This is a genomic window from Anaerococcus lactolyticus S7-1-13 (assembly GCF_000758765.1).
Lineage (GTDB): Bacteria > Bacillota > Clostridia > Tissierellales > Peptoniphilaceae > Anaerococcus > Anaerococcus lactolyticus.
Genome location: NZ_JRMW01000016.1, coordinates 16,929 through 37,307, shown reverse-complemented (window position 1 = coordinate 37,307; position 20,379 = coordinate 16,929). Strand labels below are relative to the sequence as shown.

At 35.2% G+C, this 20,379-nt stretch carries 21 protein-coding genes; 13 read left to right on the top strand and 8 right to left on the bottom strand.

Annotated elements, in window-relative coordinates:
• Positions 1–73 precede the first annotated feature (73 nt).
• From HMPREF1630_RS01030 to rpmH, 8 genes are all read right to left on the bottom strand, one after another.
• Complete coding sequence (locus tag HMPREF1630_RS01030) at positions 74–820, bottom strand: TRM11 family SAM-dependent methyltransferase (protein WP_004827219.1); 747 nt, start codon at positions 818–820, stop codon at positions 74–76.
• Positions 821–835: 15 nt separating this feature from the next.
• Complete coding sequence (locus tag HMPREF1630_RS01025) at positions 836–2,173, bottom strand: type II restriction enzyme (protein WP_037326224.1); 1,338 nt, start codon at positions 2,171–2,173, stop codon at positions 836–838.
• A complete protein-coding gene (locus tag HMPREF1630_RS01020) occupies positions 2,157–3,068 on the bottom strand; it encodes a DNA adenine methylase (protein WP_037326223.1) in 912 nt (303 codons plus the stop codon). The genes HMPREF1630_RS01025 and HMPREF1630_RS01020 overlap by 17 nt, the downstream gene beginning before the upstream one ends.
• A 112-nt stretch (positions 3,069–3,180) precedes the next feature.
• Complete coding sequence (jag, locus tag HMPREF1630_RS01015; protein WP_037326221.1) at positions 3,181–4,137, bottom strand: RNA-binding cell elongation regulator Jag/EloR; 957 nt, start codon at positions 4,135–4,137, stop codon at positions 3,181–3,183.
• On the bottom strand, positions 4,134–4,844 hold the full coding sequence (locus HMPREF1630_RS01010; RefSeq protein WP_004827223.1) for a YidC/Oxa1 family membrane protein insertase: 711 nt from the start codon (positions 4,842–4,844) through the stop codon (positions 4,134–4,136). The genes jag and HMPREF1630_RS01010 overlap by 4 nt, the downstream gene beginning before the upstream one ends.
• A gap of 41 nt (positions 4,845–4,885) precedes the next feature.
• Positions 4,886–5,101 (bottom strand): membrane protein insertion efficiency factor YidD, encoded by a 216-nt coding sequence (gene yidD, locus HMPREF1630_RS01005; RefSeq protein ID WP_004827224.1) that lies wholly within the window; start codon positions 5,099–5,101, stop codon positions 4,886–4,888.
• A complete protein-coding gene (gene rnpA / locus HMPREF1630_RS01000; RefSeq protein WP_004827225.1) occupies positions 5,091–5,441 on the bottom strand; it encodes a ribonuclease P protein component in 351 nt (116 codons plus the stop codon). The genes yidD and rnpA overlap by 11 nt, the downstream gene beginning before the upstream one ends.
• A 17-nt stretch (positions 5,442–5,458) precedes the next feature.
• Entirely contained in the window at positions 5,459–5,593 is a 135-nt protein-coding gene (gene rpmH, locus HMPREF1630_RS00995; protein WP_037326218.1) for a 50S ribosomal protein L34, read from the bottom strand.
• Between the two features lie 713 nt (positions 5,594–6,306).
• Here rpmH and dnaA point away from each other — a divergent pair.
• From dnaA to HMPREF1630_RS00930, 13 genes are all read left to right on the top strand, one after another.
• Positions 6,307–7,686, top strand: a complete 1,380-nt coding sequence (dnaA, locus tag HMPREF1630_RS00990; RefSeq protein ID WP_004827229.1) for a chromosomal replication initiator protein DnaA — start codon at positions 6,307–6,309, stop codon at positions 7,684–7,686.
• Between the two features lie 222 nt (positions 7,687–7,908).
• Complete coding sequence (dnaN, locus tag HMPREF1630_RS00985; protein WP_004827231.1) at positions 7,909–9,021, top strand: DNA polymerase III subunit beta; 1,113 nt, start codon at positions 7,909–7,911, stop codon at positions 9,019–9,021.
• Positions 9,022–9,025: 4 nt separating this feature from the next.
• Complete coding sequence (locus HMPREF1630_RS00980; RefSeq protein ID WP_004827233.1) at positions 9,026–9,232, top strand: RNA-binding S4 domain-containing protein; 207 nt, start codon at positions 9,026–9,028, stop codon at positions 9,230–9,232.
• On the top strand, positions 9,232–10,335 hold the full coding sequence (gene recF, locus HMPREF1630_RS00975; protein WP_037326214.1) for a DNA replication/repair protein RecF: 1,104 nt from the start codon (positions 9,232–9,234) through the stop codon (positions 10,333–10,335). Before HMPREF1630_RS00980 ends, recF begins: the two co-directional genes overlap by 1 nt.
• Positions 10,289–12,217 carry a DNA topoisomerase (ATP-hydrolyzing) subunit B gene (gene gyrB / locus HMPREF1630_RS00970; RefSeq protein WP_197049841.1) on the top strand — a complete coding sequence of 643 codons (1,929 nt, stop codon included), beginning with the start codon at positions 10,289–10,291 and terminating at the stop codon, positions 12,215–12,217. Before recF ends, gyrB begins: the two co-directional genes overlap by 47 nt.
• Positions 12,218–12,226: 9 nt before the next feature.
• Entirely contained in the window at positions 12,227–14,674 is a 2,448-nt protein-coding gene (gene gyrA / locus HMPREF1630_RS00965; RefSeq protein ID WP_037326211.1) for a DNA gyrase subunit A, read from the top strand.
• Positions 14,667–14,972 carry an STAS domain-containing protein gene (locus HMPREF1630_RS00960; protein WP_037326209.1) on the top strand — a complete coding sequence of 102 codons (306 nt, stop codon included), beginning with the start codon at positions 14,667–14,669 and terminating at the stop codon, positions 14,970–14,972. The genes gyrA and HMPREF1630_RS00960 overlap by 8 nt, the downstream gene beginning before the upstream one ends.
• Positions 14,973–14,974: 2 nt before the next feature.
• A complete protein-coding gene (locus HMPREF1630_RS00955; RefSeq protein ID WP_037326206.1) occupies positions 14,975–15,316 on the top strand; it encodes an ATP-binding protein in 342 nt (113 codons plus the stop codon).
• Positions 15,309–16,085 (top strand): SigB/SigF/SigG family RNA polymerase sigma factor, encoded by a 777-nt coding sequence (locus HMPREF1630_RS00950; protein WP_004827242.1) that lies wholly within the window; start codon positions 15,309–15,311, stop codon positions 16,083–16,085. The genes HMPREF1630_RS00955 and HMPREF1630_RS00950 overlap by 8 nt, the downstream gene beginning before the upstream one ends.
• Before the next feature lie 211 nt (positions 16,086–16,296).
• Positions 16,297–17,472, top strand: a complete 1,176-nt coding sequence (locus HMPREF1630_RS00945) for an iron-containing alcohol dehydrogenase (RefSeq protein WP_037326229.1) — start codon at positions 16,297–16,299, stop codon at positions 17,470–17,472.
• Between the two features lie 19 nt (positions 17,473–17,491).
• A complete protein-coding gene (locus HMPREF1630_RS00940; protein ID WP_004827245.1) occupies positions 17,492–17,791 on the top strand; it encodes a cupin domain-containing protein in 300 nt (99 codons plus the stop codon).
• Positions 17,792–17,880: 89 nt separating this feature from the next.
• Positions 17,881–19,206 (top strand): DUF438 domain-containing protein, encoded by a 1,326-nt coding sequence (locus HMPREF1630_RS00935; RefSeq protein WP_037326203.1) that lies wholly within the window; start codon positions 17,881–17,883, stop codon positions 19,204–19,206.
• Between the two features lie 98 nt (positions 19,207–19,304).
• A complete protein-coding gene (locus HMPREF1630_RS00930) occupies positions 19,305–20,345 on the top strand; it encodes an SH3 domain-containing protein (protein ID WP_037326201.1) in 1,041 nt (346 codons plus the stop codon).
• Positions 20,346–20,379: the final 34 nt, after the last annotated feature.

Sequence of the window (20,379 nt, the reverse complement as noted above, 5' to 3'; positions counted from 1 at the left end):
AAAAAGACGAGGATGTTTAGTTTCCTCGTCTTTTTTCTATGTTGGGACTTATGCAACAGCCCCTTTGTGAGTTTTACTTTTTTAATATAAACAAATATTCATGAGCTATCAGAAGAAAATTATAATCTACACTTCTTTTTTTCCAAAATCCTGTAGCTCTTGTATTATGTTGTTCTTTGATAATAAGTTCTTTTAATTTAAATCCTTCATCTTCAAAAACTTTTAACACATCAAAGCCCAAATGAATCATATGTTTATTTTTTCTGGTATCACCCATTAATATTGCACAAAACTTATCTTTTTTCAAAACTCTATAAGCTTCAGCTGCTACTTTATTCATTTCTTTTAAAAAATCATTTATTTTTAAAAGTGATAAATCATTTTCAATACCATCTGAATATTTTATTATATCTGCATAAGGTGGGTGCGTACAAACAAGATCAATGCTTTCATCTGTTAGAAAATCTAAGTTCCTAGCATCTCCCTTTAAAAGTTTAACCTTGCCTAAAGGTCTATCAGTCAAATTGAAATCTATCTTTTCTTTACACCTATTTAGAGCTACGTCATTTACATCAAGCCCTATAATATTTCTATTTAACAACTTCGCTTCTACCAAAGTTGTACCTCCGCCAGCAAACTGATCTAAAACCAGATCTCCTTCTTCTGAATATCTTAAAATAATATTTCTAGGTATATATGGCGACCAATTTCCTCGCCATTTTGCGTCATGAGTAGCCCAATTGCCTCTTTGTGGAAATGACCAATGCGTAGTCATTTCTAATTCAAAGTCATCTGGTTCCCATTTTTTTATTTTAGACATCACTTGCCCCTTAGTTTATATTTCTTCTATATTTGTTAAACTACATATCCAACTTAACCAGCCAACTACAGAGCTTGAGCGTCTATCAATAACACGCTCGCTACAAACATTGTATTTTCTCATTTTTTCTTGAATGCTATCCTTTATCGGAATTTTTCCAGTTGAATATAATTCAAAAAATAGTTCACTAAAAATTTTATGTTTAAACATTAATTTAACTAACGCAAGTTGCCTATCCTTATAAGATTTCTTTACAATTATTTTCCCTAATTTTGTAAGTCTTACCTTTTTCAAATTTTTTCCTTCTGCATCAGTATCTTCAGTATCTATATATTTTTCAAAAATTCCTAAATACTTTCCTGCGTTATAATAATAATCAGATTGTCTAGTTTTAAATTCCATTACACCTGCAATTTCTTCAGTAGTTAAATCCTCTTTATATAAAACTTCTAGTAAAGAAATGACTCTTTCAAATGAATCAGCTTGAATGAAAGGTGTAGAATCTTTTGAGTTGGAGATCATATTATCGTCTGTCTCAACTTTAGTAGATTTATATATTTCAAAGATTTCACCTATTGATATTTCTGTGTCTTCTAAGCTATAGTAATTTTCTTTAACTAATTGTATTGAAGAATAATTATTTATATCTGTAAAAACATACTCTTGTAGCCTATATATTTGATTAGAATAGACTGAAAATACTAATCTAATCGGCTTGTTTACTCTTTCACGCCATAATCTATAAGGATAGTATAATTGCCTAATGTGAAAATCATTATTTACAACGTTTTTTGCCTCCATTATGACAACTGAATTTTTATTTTCCATTCCACCGTCTATTTCACATTGTGCTTTATCAACTTCTACTTCCAACGGTCCCCTATTTTTTCTATCAACATTGAATTTAAATTTGCCCGTTCCCATTCTTCCGTTGAATGTGGACACATTGCCATCTTCATTTAAAAATTTATCAAGAATATTAGATAGTAATAAAACATTAATAGCGTTTGATTCAGAAGTTATATTTCTTACATCCACGCTTTCTAATTTAGGAATTTTAACTTTATGCATTTTTGTACTCGTAGTAAAGCTGTTTTTTACACTTTGATATAATTTAAAATCACTTAATATGTAAGATCCTCTAGTGATTGGTAATATATTAATGTTTTTGTCCTTTAAAATTGATGGTAAAGAATCATAACTATCCCACCTAGCCATAAGTCTAGGTTCCCTAAATTCTTTAATCTGACTTGCTTTGATCTTAAAATATCCCTTTTCTTTAACATTCTTTACTATATCGTACTTATTAAATAACTCTTTCCATGCTTCATTAGATTTATCTGTCTTTATCATAATTATTAATTAATACCTCATATATTTGACCACGATTGTCTTTATTAGAATTGATTGTTCTACTTGCTTTTACTCTATTTATATTAAAATCTTTATATAAGTTATCAAAAAAATTATCGTCTTTATTGTAATTTTTAGGATCAGAATTACTTAATAATAAGTGAGCCGATTTTTTGTCCATCTTTTTAAAGTATTCAGCTAATTCAATTTGGTTGTCATCTGTGAAATCACTTTTGTTGTAGGCTGTAAAATTAGATGTCGGTTTAATCGGTCTGTATGGTGGATCAAAATATACAAATGTGTTGGAATCTATAAAATTTTCAGATTCTTTATAATCTCCATGAACTATTTTTACATTTTGTAGTTTTTTATTTACATTAATAAGATTTTCTTTATCTACAATTTTAGGATTTTTATAGGATCCTATAGGTACATTGAAGTCACCACTCATATTTTCCCTATATAAACCATTAAATCCAGTCTTATTCAAGAAAATAAATAATGCTGCTCGTCTTAAATCAGTAGAATTTTTTGCGTGTTTCAGAATGTTAAATTCATCCCTATTTCGATAATAAATAACTTTTCTTTCTTCAAGCGTTAAATCAATGTACTCATTCTGAAATAAATCCAAAATTTCAATCAATCCCTCAACATTATCTCTAATTACCCTATAAGAATTAATTGCTTCTTTATTGATATCGCTTATATAAACTTCTTTCAAATCAAATCTATTTAAAACATCAAATAAGACAGCTCCAGCACCAACAAAGGGTTCGCAATATTTATTAATTTCATTATCAAATGGATAGTATTTTCTTATTTCATCCAATAATTGACTTTTTCCACCTGCCCACTTTAAAAATGGTTTAGCTTCAATATTCTTATCTCCACTCATAGTTGTCCTTCCTGATATCTGTTAACTATAAGTTACTTTACTCTATTACTTATTAAAGATCCCCTTATAATTTTTCCCCAACAAAAAAGCACCCTTTCGAGTGCTTTGTTTTTTATTCTCCAACGTAATCTACTACTACGTATCTTTGTGGTTCGCGGCCTTCGGAGTGGCTTGATACGTTTCTGTGTTTACTTATTTCTTCGTGGGCTAGGCGCCTTTCGTAGGAGTTCATGTATCTTAGGTTCCATGATTTTCCACTTTGGACTACTTTTTGTGCTGTTTCTCTTGCTAGCCTTACGATTTTTTCATCTCTGCGTCTTTTGTAGTTGTTGATGTCTACATTTACTCTTAGGTTGTTGCTTCTTGAGTCTATGGCTTTTCTTATTATAAATTCTATTGAGTCAAGGCAGGCCCCGTTTTTGCCAATTGCAATTCCAGTGTCGCTTTCATCTACCTTGGCATCTAGCTTTATAATTGAGCCTTCAAGATTTCCTATAACGCTTACATTTTCAAAGTGCATAGCTGTTAGGATTTGTTCTAAGAGTTCTTTTGCCTTGTAGTAGCTGTCTATATTTGAACGTTTTTTAGATAGGGTGTAGTCTCTATTTTCAGCTTCTTCGTCTGAATTTTCTTCTTCCATAGTTTCTTTTTCGTCCTTATCTTCAAAAATTTCGTCGGTTTCTTTTTCTATGAAGTCTCCGATTTCATCAAATTTTTCTTTGATGGCATCTCCCAAGTCTTTGGCTTCTTCTTTGATTGGCTCTTCTGTTGGGATTCCTTCTTCTCTTTTGATTTCTTCGCTTCTTTTTTTGACGTCGTAGTCTTTTTCTACTTCTCTTAGGGAGTCCACTTCGATTTCATTTTTCAAATCTTCTAGAACTCTTTCCATGTCTTCATCGTAGGTTATTCTTACTACTGCATCTTTGCCACCGATTAGGCCAAGAAATCCGCCGCTTCCTTCGTCTAGGACTTCGATTGTGACTTCATTTCTTTTTTTACCTATTTCGTCTAGGGCAAGTTGTACTGCTTCTTCTACTGTTTTAGCTGATTTTGTTAAAGATTGTTTCATTTCTCTTCTACCTTTTTGCCTTTCATTGCTAAGTGCATCACTACCATTATTAATAATCTGAATACTGATGATAAGGTGTAGTAGAGTGGAAGTCCTGCTGGTAATTGTCTAAAGGTAAAGAAAAATACTAGGGGTAGGACTAACATCATTGTATTCATACTTCCCATTGCTTGTTGCTGTTGTGGGTTTGTTTTTATTGAGAAAAGTGTTGTTAATAGTTGTGATAGGGATGTTAGAAGTGGAAGGCCAAACCATAATGGATCTGCTTTTAATAGGTCTGGTACCCAGTAGAAGTCTGTTCTTATATGGTTTAATCCTTCTGGGAATACATATTTGCCTGTGTTTCTCATCATTTCAAACAAGCCAAATAGGACTAATAACTGGATTATCATTGGTAGACATCCTGATAGGCCTGGGGTTACGCCTTCTTGTTTATAAAGTTCTTGCATCTTTTTTTGAAGCACTTGTTGGTCGTAACCGTATTTCTTTTGTATTTCGTCCATTTTTGGTTTAAAGGACCTAGTTTTTTCTGCTTGTTTTTGGGTTGAAATTGTAACTGGTATTGAAATTAAGCTTACAAGCAGGGTCATTATTATTATCGCTATAGCATAAAAGCTTATAGTCTTAGGTTCGGTAAAGTTTGTTGCGATGTTATCATAGAGTATTCTCATTAACTTACCGAGTATATTCGCTATAAATTTAAACATATCTTCTCCGTTTTAATCTGTGGTATTATCTGTGGTGGTTTTCATTTTACCGGGTCGTAGCCGCCCTTAGAAAATGGATTACATCTTAAAATTCTCCACAAAGACATAAAAAAAGCTTTGACTGGCCCATATTTCTTAAATGCTTCTATAGCATAGTTAGAACAGGTTGGGTAGTATTTGCATTTTCCATGACCTAATTGTGGAGAAATGAATTTTTGATAAAATCTTATCATTTTTATAAAAACTTTATTTAGCATAAAATATCTTCTTTTTTCTAAATGCTTGATTTAGGGCATGACCTAGAGAGGATTTTAGTCTTTGGTAGTCAAATTCTGTGGTATGTTTTTTGGGGATAATAACTATATCGACACCGTTGAGGTTCGCATAGTTAATCCTTGCTATCTCTCTAAGTTTTCTTTTTAATTGATTTCTAGAATGTGCCTTGCCAATTTTTTTGCTTATAGTAAAGCCGAAACGCGGATTTTTTAGGTCGTTGTCTCTGACAAGAACAGTGAAATCTCTATTATAGCATGCAAAGTTTTTTTTGTAGACTTTTTTGAAGTCTTTATCTTTCTTTAAGCTTAATCTCTTTTCCATTAATTACTTCTTAGAAATTAAGCTGAAAGTCTTTTTCTATTTTTCTTTCTTCTAGCTTTAAGTACTCTTCTTCCGCCTGGAGAAGACATTCTTTTTCTAAAACCATGATCTTTAGATCTTTTTCTTCTATTTGGTTGATAGGTTCTTTTCATATTTACACCTCCTAATAAATTTTGACTCTTACTATTATATTGAAAATACGCTCCTCTGTCAAGATGATTTTGCTTTTTTTGTAGGCTTTAGGAAAGATTTTTCTTTTATATTTTACGGTGAATAAAAATTTTTATATTTTTGGTATGATTATTCTTTTTTATTTGGATTTGTGGCATAAATATTTACTGTTGATATCTTTGGGGATTTTTTTCTTTTCCACAATTTATGAAGAGGAAAATTTATGTGAATATTTTTTTAAAATTATGCTTAGCCCTTCAAAAAAATTCTAGAAAATAGATAAATTTGGTTTTCAAATATACAAAAAATTTATAAATACACAGACTTATCCACATATCAACAAAGTTTTTTTCTAATTTTATTCCTTCTCTTTGACTTATCCATAATTTTATCCACTTTTTGTGGATAAGTTGAAATAATGGCTAATTTATGGTAAGATTAGATGTGTAAAAGTAGGGGTAAAACTATGTTTTAACTTAAGATTTGCCTTTTTCTTGTGGATAAAGTCAAAATTTTTATGAGAATTAAAATTTTATTCCCAAGCAAATCTTAAAAAATAAAGATAATTTTTATCAACAGATGACTTATCCACAACTTATCCCGATTTTGTGGATAAGGTTAATATTTTAAGCTCTAAGCTTAAAATTACAAAACAAATACTCATGTGGATAAGACTTAAGAAAGGAATGCTTATATGAAGAATCTAGAATTCATTACGAATGAATTAAAAAATGAAATGAAAATGCATGTAAGTGATAAGCAACAATTTAATACATGGATTAATATTTTAAAACCCTTAAACCTTCATAAGGATGTCCTCTACCTAGAAATTCCAAAAAAAGATACGCTTTTTATCTTTGAGGGCATATGGAAGGCTAAGCTTCAAGAAGCTCTTGATGGTATAGCAGAAAAGATTGGTGGCAAGCTTAAGGTAGAAGTTGTTGCCAAGGATGGAGAAGACTATCAAAAAATCCTAACTCTTGGTAGGGACTATGACAAGGACGGGCAGATGAGAATAGATAAGGTGAAATCTTTTCCAAAACCTCAACTTGAAGAAGCAAATGTTTTTGAAAATTTTGTCCAGGGCAAGTCCAACCAATATGCCCTAGGCATCAGCCAAGCAGTAGCTGACACCATATCTAGAGGTGATGTATCCAAGGTATATAATCCACTTTTTATTTATGGATCAAGTGGGCTTGGCAAGACCCACCTTATCCAAGCTATCGCTCACCAAATCCTAGAAGCTAGGGATGACGCATATGTCATGTACCTTTCCAGTGAAAAATTTACCAATGAGATGATAGCTGCTTTAAGAACCAACAAAAACCAAGAATTTAGGGAAAAATATCGTTCAGCTGATATCCTTCTTATAGATGATATCCAATTTATTGCCAACAAAGAAGCAACCCAGGAGGAATTTTTCCATACCTTCAACGACCTTTACAATGCTGGCAAGCAAATAGTTATTACTTCAGATAAGCCACCTAGAGAAATAAAACACCTCGAAGACAGGTTAGTTTCAAGGTTTAACTATGGCATAATCGCCGATATATCAAGACCTGACTATGAAACAAGGGTCGCAATTTTGCAAAAGAAACTTGAAGACCTCGGTGCTATTATTGATAATTCAATTTTATCTTACATAGCACTTGAGATAGATACCAATATCAGAGACCTAGAAGGTGCTCTTTCAACTGCCATTGCCTATGCAAAAAGTGACGGCAGGATTGAAGTATCAATGGAAGATGCTATTAAAGGTGTAGGAACCAGGGTCAAAAATAAGAGGAAAAAGCTAACCATAGCCGATATCCAACAGGCAGTTGCGAATAAATATAATGTAAAACTTCAAGATCTAAAGGGCAAGTCAAGGAAGAAAGAAATAGTAAATCCAAGGCAAATAGCCATGTTTATTTCGAGAGAGTTGCTTGATGATTCCCTTGTGACTATTGCTAATGCCTTTGAAAGGGACCACACAACAGTCATTCATGGTATAGATAAAATTACCGATATGATTGATGAAGATGAAGATTTAAAAAATGAAATAGATGCCCTAATAAAGGAAATAAAGGACTAATTGGGCATAAAGATGTGGATAAGTATGTTAATATCTTTTGAAAATTATTTTAGCAAAAAATCCTTGTGCAAAGTGTGGAAAACTAGCGATTTATCCCTAGGATTATCCATAAGTTATAAACACGAGTAAAGTTTGAAATCTAAAAGTCTTTCAAAGATATCCACATTTATACAGGTCCTACTACTAATACTACTAAGTCTAAATAATAGTTAAGGAGAAGCTATGAAATTTGAAATTAAACAAAAAGAACTTATGAAAGCCTTGAACATAGTTAATAGGGCAGTATCTAAATCTACCAATATCCAGATACATGAATTAATATACTTCAGTACTGAAAACAATAGACTTTCAATGACTTCCTTTGATGGGGAAATCTCAATTAAAACCCTAGCAGATGCTAAAATTATCAAAGAAGGAGTCATGGCAGTAAAGGCAGACTTAATAACTAATATTATAAGGAAACTTCCTGACGAGCTTGTAAAGATAGAGCTTGATGGGGGAAAAATAAAAATTTCTTGCAAGAGAAGTAACTTTAACCTAGTCGCCTTTGAATATTTTGATAAGGAAGAAATAAATATACCAAATACTGTGGCCTTATCTATAGATAATGATAAGTTGAAAAGGTCAATTAGCCAAACAGAATTTGCCACAACCCTTGATGAAACAAAGCTTGCCCTAACAGGTATTTTATTTGAACTAAAAGAAGGTTGCTTGAACATGGTAGCCCTTGATGGTTACAGAGTTGCTCTTAAAAAAATCAAACTTGATTACCCAGGAGATTTTGAGGATACAGAATACATCATTCCAAAAAGATCGCTTTTAGAATGGTCAAGGATTGTATCAGATGATAGCAAAACTTCCTTATATAGAAACGAAAATGATTTGTTATTTGCATCAGAAGATACTATTATGCTATGCAAGGTAATAGACAAAAACTTTATTGACTACAGAAATATTATTAACGATATTTCAGAAACCACAGTCTTAGTAGAAAAATCCGCTCTTATAGCAGCCTTAGACAGGGCCCAAGTTCTATCAGACCCAGGCAGGGCAAATTTAATTAGAGTAAATATCGAAGATAGGGCTATGACTCTAAGGTCTAATTCTGAAATAGGTGATGTAAAAGAAGTCATAGAAATAGACCAAGAAGGCGAGGGCTTGGATATAGCCTTCAATGCAAAATATATGCAAGATGGTGTCAGAGCTTGTGACAGTGAAAAAATAAAATTAAACTTCAAATCAAGTCTCAACCCATGCTTGATTTATCCAACAGATTCTAAACACGAGGGTGAAGACTACACCTACTTGGTTCTTCCAGTAAGGCTAGCTAGGTAAAAATATGGAAGTAATCGAATTTAAAACTGATGAAATAAGGCTTAAAGACCTCCTAAAGGCAACTGATTTATTAGCTTCTGGAGGCCTCGCTAAGCATATAATAAGGGAAGAAGGCGTCCTCATAAATGACGAACCTTGTTATATAGCAGGTAAGAAACTCCACCCAGGAGACGAAATTGTCTTTGATGGTGTGAAAATAATAATTAAATAATGTGGATTCAGGATATAAAATTATACAATTTTAGAAATTATTTTTACGAGTCGGTAAATTTTAATGAGTCGACAAATATTTTTATCGGAGACAATGCCCAGGGAAAGACAAACCTTCTCGAATCTTGCTACTACTTAGCCAATGCAACTTCTTTTAAGAAATTAAGGGATAAGGACATCATAAAGTTTGGCCAGGAAAAAATGGAAATTTCTGGCACAATAAGGAAGGGTCGTTCCTTCAAAAAAGTCCTAATAAGGGTCGATGGGGCTGATAAGAATATTTTTGTAAATGAAGTAGAATATAAGAGGAACAAAGATTTAAAATCACTATTTAGACTAGTTTTATTTACCCCAGAGGACCTCAATATTATTAAAGAGGGACCTAATTTAAGGCGTGAGCTTTTAGATGAGATAATCGCTTCTATAGATTTTTCTTATGCTAGGGTTAAAAAAGACTATGATAAGATTTTGTTTGCTAGAAATAAATTACTTAAGAATAGAAATTCCTCATATTTTAAGGAACAACTTGATGCCTTTGACAAGTCTTTGGTCAAGGAAGGCTATAAGATTTATAAGTCAAGGATTAAATTTGTAAAGTTTGTGGAAGAGTATGCCCAAGATTTTCAAAATGCCATTACTGACGGTAAGGAAAAGTTAGAAATAGACTACCTACCAGATATAAGTGCTGAAAGTCTTGATGAATATTATAAGAAATTTTTAGAAAAAAGAGAGGATGACCTAAGGTACCTTAGTACCCAAGCGGGCGTCCATAGGGATGATATAATAATTAAAATTAATGGAAAAAATACCAGGCTTTTTGCCTCCCAAGGCCAACAGAGGTCAGCTATCATTAATATAAAGCTTGCTGAAGTTAAGCTTGTAAGAGAGATAAGTGGTGATAGGGCTGTGATCTTGCTTGATGACGTGTTTTCGGAACTGGATGAAACGAGGAGCAAGTTCCTTTTGGAAAATCTTTCTGACTACCAAACTATAATCACAGCAACTAATACAAAAAGTTTGGAAAATGTTCCTGCTGATAAGATTTCATATATTTCAGATGGCAGAATTAGAAAGGAAAAATATGACAGAAAACAACAATTATGATGCTGGTAATATCAGGGTCTTGGAGGGACTAGAACCCGTTAGATTAAGACCTGGTATGTATATCGGCTCAACAAGTTCAAGAGGACTCCACCACTTGGTTTACGAGGTTGTGGACAACTCGGTAGACGAGGCCCTAGCTGGTCGTTGTGACTACATAAAGGTAACCATAAGTAAGGATAATGTTGTAAGCGTTGAAGATGATGGTTCGGGAATCCCTGTAAAGGAACACCCAACAACTCACAAGTCAACCCTTGAGACAGTTTTAACAGTCCTTCACGCAGGTGGTAAGTTTGACGACTCTGCCTACAAGGTTTCCGGAGGTCTTCATGGTGTTGGTGTATCAGTAGTAAACGCTCTTTCAGAATACCTCATAGCAGAAGTCAAAAGAGATGGTCATATCTATAAGATGGAATTTGCTAGAGGTGAAGTAACCAAGGACATAGAAGTAATCGGTGATACTACAGAAACCGGTACAAAAATCACCTTCAAGCCAGATGCAGAAATTTTTGATACAACCATTTTTGAAAGATCCATCCTAGAAAATAGGTTTAGAGAAATGGCCTTCTTGAATAAGGGAGTTGAAATTCGTTTTGAAGACGAAAGAGAAAATTTTGAGACTTCTTTCAAATTTGAAGGTGGTATTTCAGAATTTGTAAGCTTTTTAAATAGAAACAAAGACCCTATCATGGAGATGATTCCACATTTTGATGGCAGCCAAGAAGGTATAGAAGTAGAATTTGCTTTCCAATATACAGATGGTTATAGCGAAAATATTCTTTCTTATGCCAACAATATCCAAACCCCAGAGGGTGGTACTCACCTTTCTGGACTCAGGTCTTCCCTAACAAGGTCTGTAAATGACTATGCTAGAAAATATAATTTTATAAAAGATAATGAAGAAAACCTTCAAGGTGAGGACATTAGAGAGGGTATCACAGCCATTATTTCTGTTAAGATTTCTGATCCACAATTTGAAGGTCAAACCAAGTCTAAACTCGGCAACTCCGAGGTAAGGGGCGTTGTTGATTCTTATGTATCAGAACACCTAACAGCCTTCCTTGAGGAAAATCCAAAACCAGCCAAGTCTATAATCGACAAGGCTCTTGCAAGTAGGCGTGCAAGAGAAGCTGCAAGAAAGGCAAGAGATCTTACAAGAAAAAGGTCAATCCTAGATTCAGCAACTCTTCCAGGCAAGCTTGCTGACTGCCAATCAACAGACATTTCTGAAAATGAAATCTTCATAGTAGAGGGTAATTCTGCGGGTGGTTCTGCTAAAGGTGGTAGAGACAATAGGATTCAAGCCATCCTCCCACTTAGGGGCAAGATTATGAACGTAGAAAAAGCCCACCTAGACAAGGTTTTAAATTCAGAAGAAATTAAAAATATGATTACAGCCTTTGGTACAGGTATTGGCAAGGAATTTGACATATCAAAACTCCGCTATGGCAAGATTATCATCATGACAGATGCGGACGTGGACGGGGCCCACATTAGGACCTTGCTCCTCACTTTCTTCTACAGATATATGAAAGATCTTATAGATGAAGGTCATGTTTATGTTGCCCTCCCTCCTTTATATAGGATTAGCCAGGGCAAGAAGGAAAGATATGTATATTCCGATGATGAAAAGGATAAGTATATAAAAGAATTAGGCGATGCGACCTTTAAGATAAACAGGTACAAGGGTCTTGGTGAGATGAACGCCGAACAACTTTGGGAAACAACTATGGACCCAGACAGGCGAGTGCTTTTAAGAGTGGAAGAAGACTTGGAATCTACAACCACAGACGATACCTTCTCACTATTGATGGGAGAAAAGGTAGAACCTAGACGTAACTTCATCCAAGAAAATGCCAAGTACGTTACAGATATAGACGTATAGGAGGCTGAAATGACAGAAAATCAAAACATAATTAATATAGACCTTGAAAAAAAGATGAAGTCATCTTATCTTGAATATTCAATGTCTGTAATAGTATCAAGAGCCCTACCAGATGTTAGAGATGGACTAAAACCTGTTCACAGGAGAATCCTCTATGGTATGCAACAGCTAGGCCTTGATCCAAATAAACCAACCAGAAAATCAGCCAGGGTTGTCGGTGATGTAATGGGTAAATTCCACCCACACGGTGACTCTGCAATTTATGATGCCCTAGTAAGATTAGCTCAAGATTTCTCAACAAGGTACCCACTAGCCCAAGGCCAGGGTAACTTTGGTTCTATAGACGGCGATCAGGCAGCTGCCATGCGTTACACAGAAGTAAGGATGAGCAAGATTGCCAAGGAAATGCTAAGAGATATAGGTAAGGATACAGTAGACTTTATTCCAAACTTCGATGGTGAAGAGATGGAACCATCTGTCCTTCCTTCAAGATTTCCAAACCTTTTAGTTAATGGGTCAAATGGTATAGCTGTAGGTATGGCAACCAATATGGCCCCTCATAACCTAGGCGAATCAATCGATGCTTGCATAGCCTACATGAGAAATCCAGAAATTTCTATTGATGATCTAATCAAATTTATTCCTGGACCTGACTTCCCAACAGGTGCCCTTATTTTAGGCAAAACCGGCATCAAAGAAGCCTACACAACAGGCAGGGGCAAGATTAAGCAAAGAGCAGTTTGTAGGATTGAGCCTTTCAAGAAAAACAGGGAAAGAATTATAATTTCAGAAATTCCTTACCAGGTTAATAAGGCAAGGTTAATCGAAAAAATTGCCGACCTTGTTAAGGAAAAAAGAATAGATGGGATTTCTGACATCAGAGATGAATCTGATAGGAAGGGCATGAGGATAGTTGTTGAAATCAAGAGAGATTCCAATGCGAATATCGTCCTAAACAACCTCTACAAATACACTCAACTAGAAAACACCTTTGGTATCATAAACCTAGCCTTAGTTGGTGGCGAGCCAAAGATTTTAAACCTCAAAGAACTAATCGAATACTATGTTGACCACCAAAAAGAAGTGGTAACCCGTAGGACCAACTTCGACTTATCCAGGGCTCGTGAGAGAAAACACATAGTAGAAGGTTTGATCATTGCCATTGACCACATAGATAAGATTATTAAAATCATCAGGTCATCCTATGACAATGATGAAATCAAAAAGATTTTCTTTGACAGGTATAAATTATCAGATGCCCAATCTCAAGCCATCTTGGATATGCAATTAAAACGCCTATCAGGTCTTGAAATTGAAAAGCTTAATGCAGAAAACAAGGAACTTGCAGATACAATTGAATATTTGCTATCAATCCTTAACTCAGAAGAAAATTTAATCAACCTAATAATTGATGAGATTACAGAAATCAAGGAAAAATACTCAGATGAAAGACGTACAAAGATTGTCCCAGATGAGGGAGAGATAGATATAACCGAGCTTATCGAAGAGGAAGATATTTTAATAAACCTAACCAAGGATGGCTATATAAAGAGACTTCCTATTGATACCTACAAGGTTCAAAACAGGGGTGGCAAGGGAATTGCTGCTGGCAATACCAAGGAAGGCGACTTTATCAAAAAGATAATCACAACCAACACCCATGAGGACCTCTTATTCTTCACATCATTGGGCAAGGTTTATTCGCTTGAAGCCTACAAGATTCCTGAAGGAAGTCGTACTTCACGTGGCCAAGCCATCATTAATATCCTAAATCTAGAAACTGGTGAAAAAATCACAGAGATGATGACCCTATCAGAGCTTAGCAAAAATAGTCAGTTAGTTCTTCAAACCCAACAAGGACAAATCAAGAAAACTGACGCTGAAAACTTCACCAACATCAGAAGGAATGGTATTATTGCAATTTCTCTAAAGGATGGGGATAAGTTAATTTCTGTTAGACAAATAGACAAGGATGAGGAATTAATTATCTCAACTCAAAATGGTATGACCATCCAGTTTAACACAAAGGATGTTAGAAGCATGGGTAGGAGTGCAGTTGGAGTTAGGGCAATCAGACTTGATAAGGATGATGCAGTTGTGAGCATGAATATCAAGGGAGAAGAAACCTATCTTTTAGTAGTAACTGAAAATGGTTTCGGCAAGAAGACAAGCTTCAGCAATTTCAAAAACCAAAATAGAGGTGGTAAGGGCGTAAGGTGCCATAAGGTCAGTGAAAAGACCGGCAAGGTAGTTGACACCCTACCAGTAGACTTAGATACTGACATTATGATGGTATCCTTAAAAGGAGATATGATTAGACTATCAGCAAGAGACGTATCAACCACAGGTAGAAATACCATGGGCGTTAAGCTTAAAAACTTAGCTAGTGAAGAAGATGCTATTGTATCAGTAACAACCTATGACAATATGTTGGAAGATGAGGAAAAAGATGTTTGAAAGCAAGATTTACGATAAGGATAAGTTTCTATTAGTAGAATTGAACGGTGATCTCGATATCTATGCAGAAGATGAGTTTAGGAGTTTCATAGAAAAAGAAATTGAACCTGTGGATAAGGACCTGCTTATAGATATAAAAGACCTAGACTACCTTGATTCTACTGGCCTAGGACTTTTTATGAAAATCTATAAAATTTCTCAAGCGAGATCAAAGTCAGTATCAATAATAAATCCTAAGGAAAATATCCTAAAATTATTTAAAATAACAGACCTAACCGAAGTCTTCAATATGGAGTAGCCATGGATAAGATTAGTATAAAAATCCCAGCCAACAAAAAATACCAAAAATCAATCAGGCTTTTTGTGGCAGGTCTTGGCTCAGAGATGGGTTTTGATATCGAACAAATCGAAGATTTAAAGGTCCTTGTAAGCGAGGCAATAAACTACAAGATGGGCGAAGAAGGGCTCAACCTTGCCTTTCTTGTAGGAGATGAATCATTATCCTTGGAAGTAGTTGGCAAGGATAAAAATGAGGATGCCAGGGCTCTAGCGATGAGAGATGCAATTCTTTCGGCCCTCGCTGATGAGATAGCCACAGAAGGTGACCTTTTAAGAATAACTATGAGGAAGACTCATGCCTAAGCCAAATGCCAGCAAAGAGTATAAGGAAGAAATCGAAAAGAAATTTGAAGAATTTCACAAGACTCGCGACAAAAAATTAAGGGACGAGTTAATTGAAGAACACTTGTATATAGTTGATATCTTATCCAATAAGTATGTTGGCAAGGGGATCGAAAAAGATGACCTCTATCAGGTGGCAAGCTTGGGCTTGATAAATGCTGTGGACCGTTATGACCCATCAAAGGGTTATGCCTTTTCATCCTTTGCAACCCCAACAATCATGGGGGAGATTAAGAGATATTTTAGGGACAAGGGCTGGGTAATAAAAGTGCCAAGACGCATACAAAACCTTTATAAAAAGATTAATGTTGCCAAAAAAGTCCTTCCTCAAGAACTTCAAAGGGTGCCAACCATAGCGGATATTGCAGATTATCTTGGTGAAGATGAGGAAACCATCCTTGAAACCATGGAGGCAAGCAAGGTTTATACTCCCCAGTCGCTGGATATGAAATATAGTGTGCAAAAGGGAGAAAACGCTATTGATTTAGCTGAAATAATTGGCGAAGAGGATAAAAATTTTGATTCGGTAGAGCTAAAGGATTTGATCGAAAAATCTAAGGAGAGGCTAACCGACCTTGAAAAAGAAATCCTTGAACTCAGGTACTACGAAGGCAGGACGCAGGTAGATATAGCAGAAAGTCTAGACATTAGCCAGATGACCGTATCAAGGATAGAAAAAAAGATTTTAAATAAGTTTTCCCTAGAATTTGATAGGTCGGCTGATAAGTAAGAAAATTTACTTGCGAATCTGACTATTATCTTAGCGAAGCTACTATGCAAAACCGAGTATGGAATTTTTTACTAAGCCTATTTATGGTATAGAAGTTAAGGGCGAGAAATATTTAATAAGAGCAAAACTCTTTCTAATATAAAAATTAGGAGGAGTTTTTTATTGGATATTTTAATAAATGGGTAAAAATAACAAAAAGAGAGGAGATTTTATGAACAATTTTACTTACGATATTGGAACAAAAATTCACTTTGGAACTGACGCCCTAGACTACATAGGAGAAGAGGCGAAAAAATATGCCGATAAAATTCTTTTAACCTACGGTGGAGGCTCTATAAAGAAAAATGGGGTCTATGACAAGGTTATAAAAGAGCTTGAGGGCGCAGGAATCGAAGTTTTTGAACTTTCTGGCATCCAACCAAACCCTAGGATAGATTCTGTTAGGGAAGGAGTCAGGATACTTAAGGAAAATGGTATCGGAGCCATTCTTGCAGTTGGTGGTGGATCAACTATTGATGCATCAAAATTTATGGCAGCAGGTGCCTGTGCTGACTTTGACCCATGGAAATTTATTTCAGAAAAAAGACCGATGAGTCCAGCTATCCCACTTCTGTCAGTCTTAACCATGGCAGCAACAGGATCCGAGATGGACTGTGGAGGAGTAATCACAAATCCAGAAACTAAGGAAAAATTATCTTCAGGCCACGCTGACACCAGGCCAAAGGTTTCATTTTTAAATCCGGAACTTACTTATACAGTTTCAAAATTTCAAACAGCAGCAGGTTCTGCAGATATCTTATCCCACATTTTTGAAACTTATTTTAACATAGATGGCACCATGTTTATGCTAGATAGGATTATGGAAGCCTTGATGAAAACAGTAATCAAATACGGACCAATCGCCATAAAAGACCCAGAAAACTACGAAGCAAGGGCTAATCTCATGTGGGCTTCATCTTGGGCGATAAATGATTTTATTTCTGATTCGAGCCAGGCCGCTTGGACAGTTCACCCAATAGAGCATGAGCTATCAGCCTTCTACGACATCACCCATGGTCTGGGCCTTGCGATTTTAACTCCAAGATGGATGGAATACTGCCTAAGCGAAAAAACTGTCCACAAGTTTGTAGATTTGGGAGTGAATGTATTTGACCTTGATAAGGATCAAGAACCAATGGAAATAGCAAGGCAAACAATAGAAAAAGTTAAGAAATTTTTCTTTGAAGACCTAGGCCTTGATTCAAATTTAAGAAAAGTAGGCATTGACGAAAGGCACTTTGATGAAATGAGCAAAAAAGCTTGTGGCAAAGCCGGAGTGAAGAAAGGTTTCATAGACCTTAGACCAGAAGACGTAAAGAAAATCTACGAAATGTGTTTAGAAGATTAGCTGAGGATAAGAGCTGGATATGAAAATTTATAATATTTTCGACAAGCTAGAATTTTCTGAAGATAGGGAAATAGAAGAAATTATTTTTGAAAATGAAAAGATAAAAATGATCAGAATTAGCTCCCTTAACCAAGTTACAGATTATTATGACCAAGACCAACTAGAGATTGTAAAAATTGTCAGAGGAAGGGCTACACTTGAAATTGAGGGAGAGCTTGTAAACCTGAAGGAAGGAGACATACTTCCCATCCATCCCCACCAAGTCCACAGGGTAATAAGTCAAGATAAGACCGTTTGGCTTTGTATATTTGTGAAATAAATATAAAAAGGCAAGATAAAAAATATTTGTAACAAAAGTTACTGATTATCATTATCTATAGCTGTATAATAATTCTAAGGAGTGATATTATGCAAATTGATATAAATAAAGTTGTTTACGACCTCATAAAAGATAATGATAAATTAAAGGAAGACCTCATAGGTTTAGGATTTACTGGTCTTAAAAACCCTCTTATGGTAAAGAGTTTGGCAAAGAAAGTTTCTCTTAAACGTGGAGCGAAGATGATGGGTCTTAGTGACTACAAAGAAAAATTGGAGGCGCTTGGTTATGAACTTTGCGACTCTTCGCAAAATCCCGAAGCCCTAAAAAGAAAAGATTTGATTAAGTCTTACCTATCAAGGCTTTCTAAAGGAGAAGACCTAGAGAAAGTGAAGGCTGATTTTAAGAAAAATTTTGAAGGAGTTTCTTCTGCAGAGATAATGGCAGCCGAAGAAGACCTCTTAGCTTCTGGCATTGACAAGGAAGAAGTAAGAAAACTTTGTGATGTTCATTCTGCGCTTTTTCATGGCTCTACAGAGACGGAAAGCAAAGAAACCACCTATGAACCAGGAAGTTTTTTAGAGTATTTTTCAAAAGAAAATGACGAAGTGAAAAAAATCTTAGAAAGAGCGAGGAAGGCTATCGAAAATGACAAGGAGCTTGGAGAGGATATTTACAAAGTCTTTAACCATTATAGGAAAAAAGGCGATCTTATTTACCCAATCCTTAAAGCTAAATACAACTCACCGGGACCATCAGATGTTATGTGGGCTGTGGATATAGAAATTGCCAATAATATAAAAAAAGCCATCAAACTTGGCAAAAAAGATTTGCTTTTGGAAAGTATAAAAAGAGCAGAAGAGATGACCTACAAGGAAGAAAATATCCTCTATCCCCTAGTTTTTGAAAAAATGAGCGATGACGATTTAAGGCTTCTCTATAAGGATTTGGGAGATTATGACCACGACCTAGTGGCCTACGAAACTTTTGAAAAATCAAAATCAACCAGCTATGAAGATGGCTATATAAATTTCTCCAAAGGAAAAATGAGAGTCGACCAACTAGAAGCCATGCTAGACACCTTAGAAATAGAAATAACCTTTGTTGATGAAAATGACATAAGCTCTTACTACAATAACCACAAGGGCAAAAAAGTTTTCAAAAGACCAGAATCATCCCTAGGCAGGGAAGTGTATTATTGCCACCCACCACAAGTTGAGCCGATTGTGAGAAATTTAATAGGAGAATTTAAGGCGGGAAAAAAAGACAGCTTTAGGATTGTAAAAAATATCAAGGGAAGCGACTTTGCAATCACCTACTACGCAGTAAGGGATAAGGAAGGGGTCTACAAGGGAGTTCTTGAAACAGTCCAAGACCTAAGTTTTTATAGGGACTACTTGGCAAATAAAAAATAATAAAAATATAAGAGGATTTTTCTTGTTCTGTTAAGTCTTTATAAAATTTATGATATAATATAAGCAAGTAAAAATTTCGATTGATAATAGGAGGGAACATGATTTGTAAAAAATGCGGCCACGACAACATTGATGAGGCCAAAGTCTGTGAGGCTTGTGGGGAAAGTCTCGTAGAAGATAATAAAAATCAAAAAATAAAAATATCTAAGGAAGAAAGCCAAAAACGTACCCAAAGGCAGAAAAAAAGAAGTCAAGACAGGGACCTTATGACCTACGGTCTAATCCTAGGATCTGTAATGGCTTTTGCGGTAATCTTTATAGTTCTTTCTTATTTCTTTAAGCTCGGTGCTGATAGGGAAATGGCAAAAAATACTCAAGTAGAAGAAAGTAGCCAAGACAATACTGACCTATATGAAAAAGCACTCAAAACCAGTGAAGAAAACATCAAAAACAAGGAATACGAAAAGGCAATCAAAATCCTAAAAAAAATTCCAGAAGATGCTGCAGACTTCTACAAAAAAGGTCAAGAAAAACTCGGTCAAATAGAAGACCTCGTCATAGAAGATATCAAAAAAGCAGTCGGTGAAAAAGACTACAAGGAAGCAAGAAACCTCGCAAACACCTATGCAGATCTCATGCCAGAATCTAAAACCCTTGCAAAAATCAAAGATAAACTTAAGGCAGACAACAAAGATATAAACAATCTTGATGCTGAAAAGGAAGATGAAAAAGAAACTAGCGAAAAAGAAAATGGCGACGAGAAAGAAAGTGAAAGCGAAGCTAAGAACGACAAAACAGATGAAAAGCTCGATGCCAAAGAAGCTAGAGCCAACAGGAGAGCCCTTGCAGAAAAATATGACCTTGAACAACTAAGGGCAACAAACTCTTACGGCCAAAACGGCAACCCAGCCTACACAGACATCTATAAGGAAGCAGACTTCCTAAACAAGGACCTAAAAATAGATGCCAACATGGGAGAAGTCAGAACCGAACCAAACCTAAACTCAGGAGTGGCAGCCTATGTCAACAACGGCGAAAAAGTCCACTGCGAAGAAGTAGTAAACGACGGAGGAAGGTACTGGCTAAAAATAGAAAAAGGCTGGATATCTTCAAAACTAATAACAGGTGAATTTAGATAATAACAAAGCTCAGCGATATAGCTGGGCTTTTTGT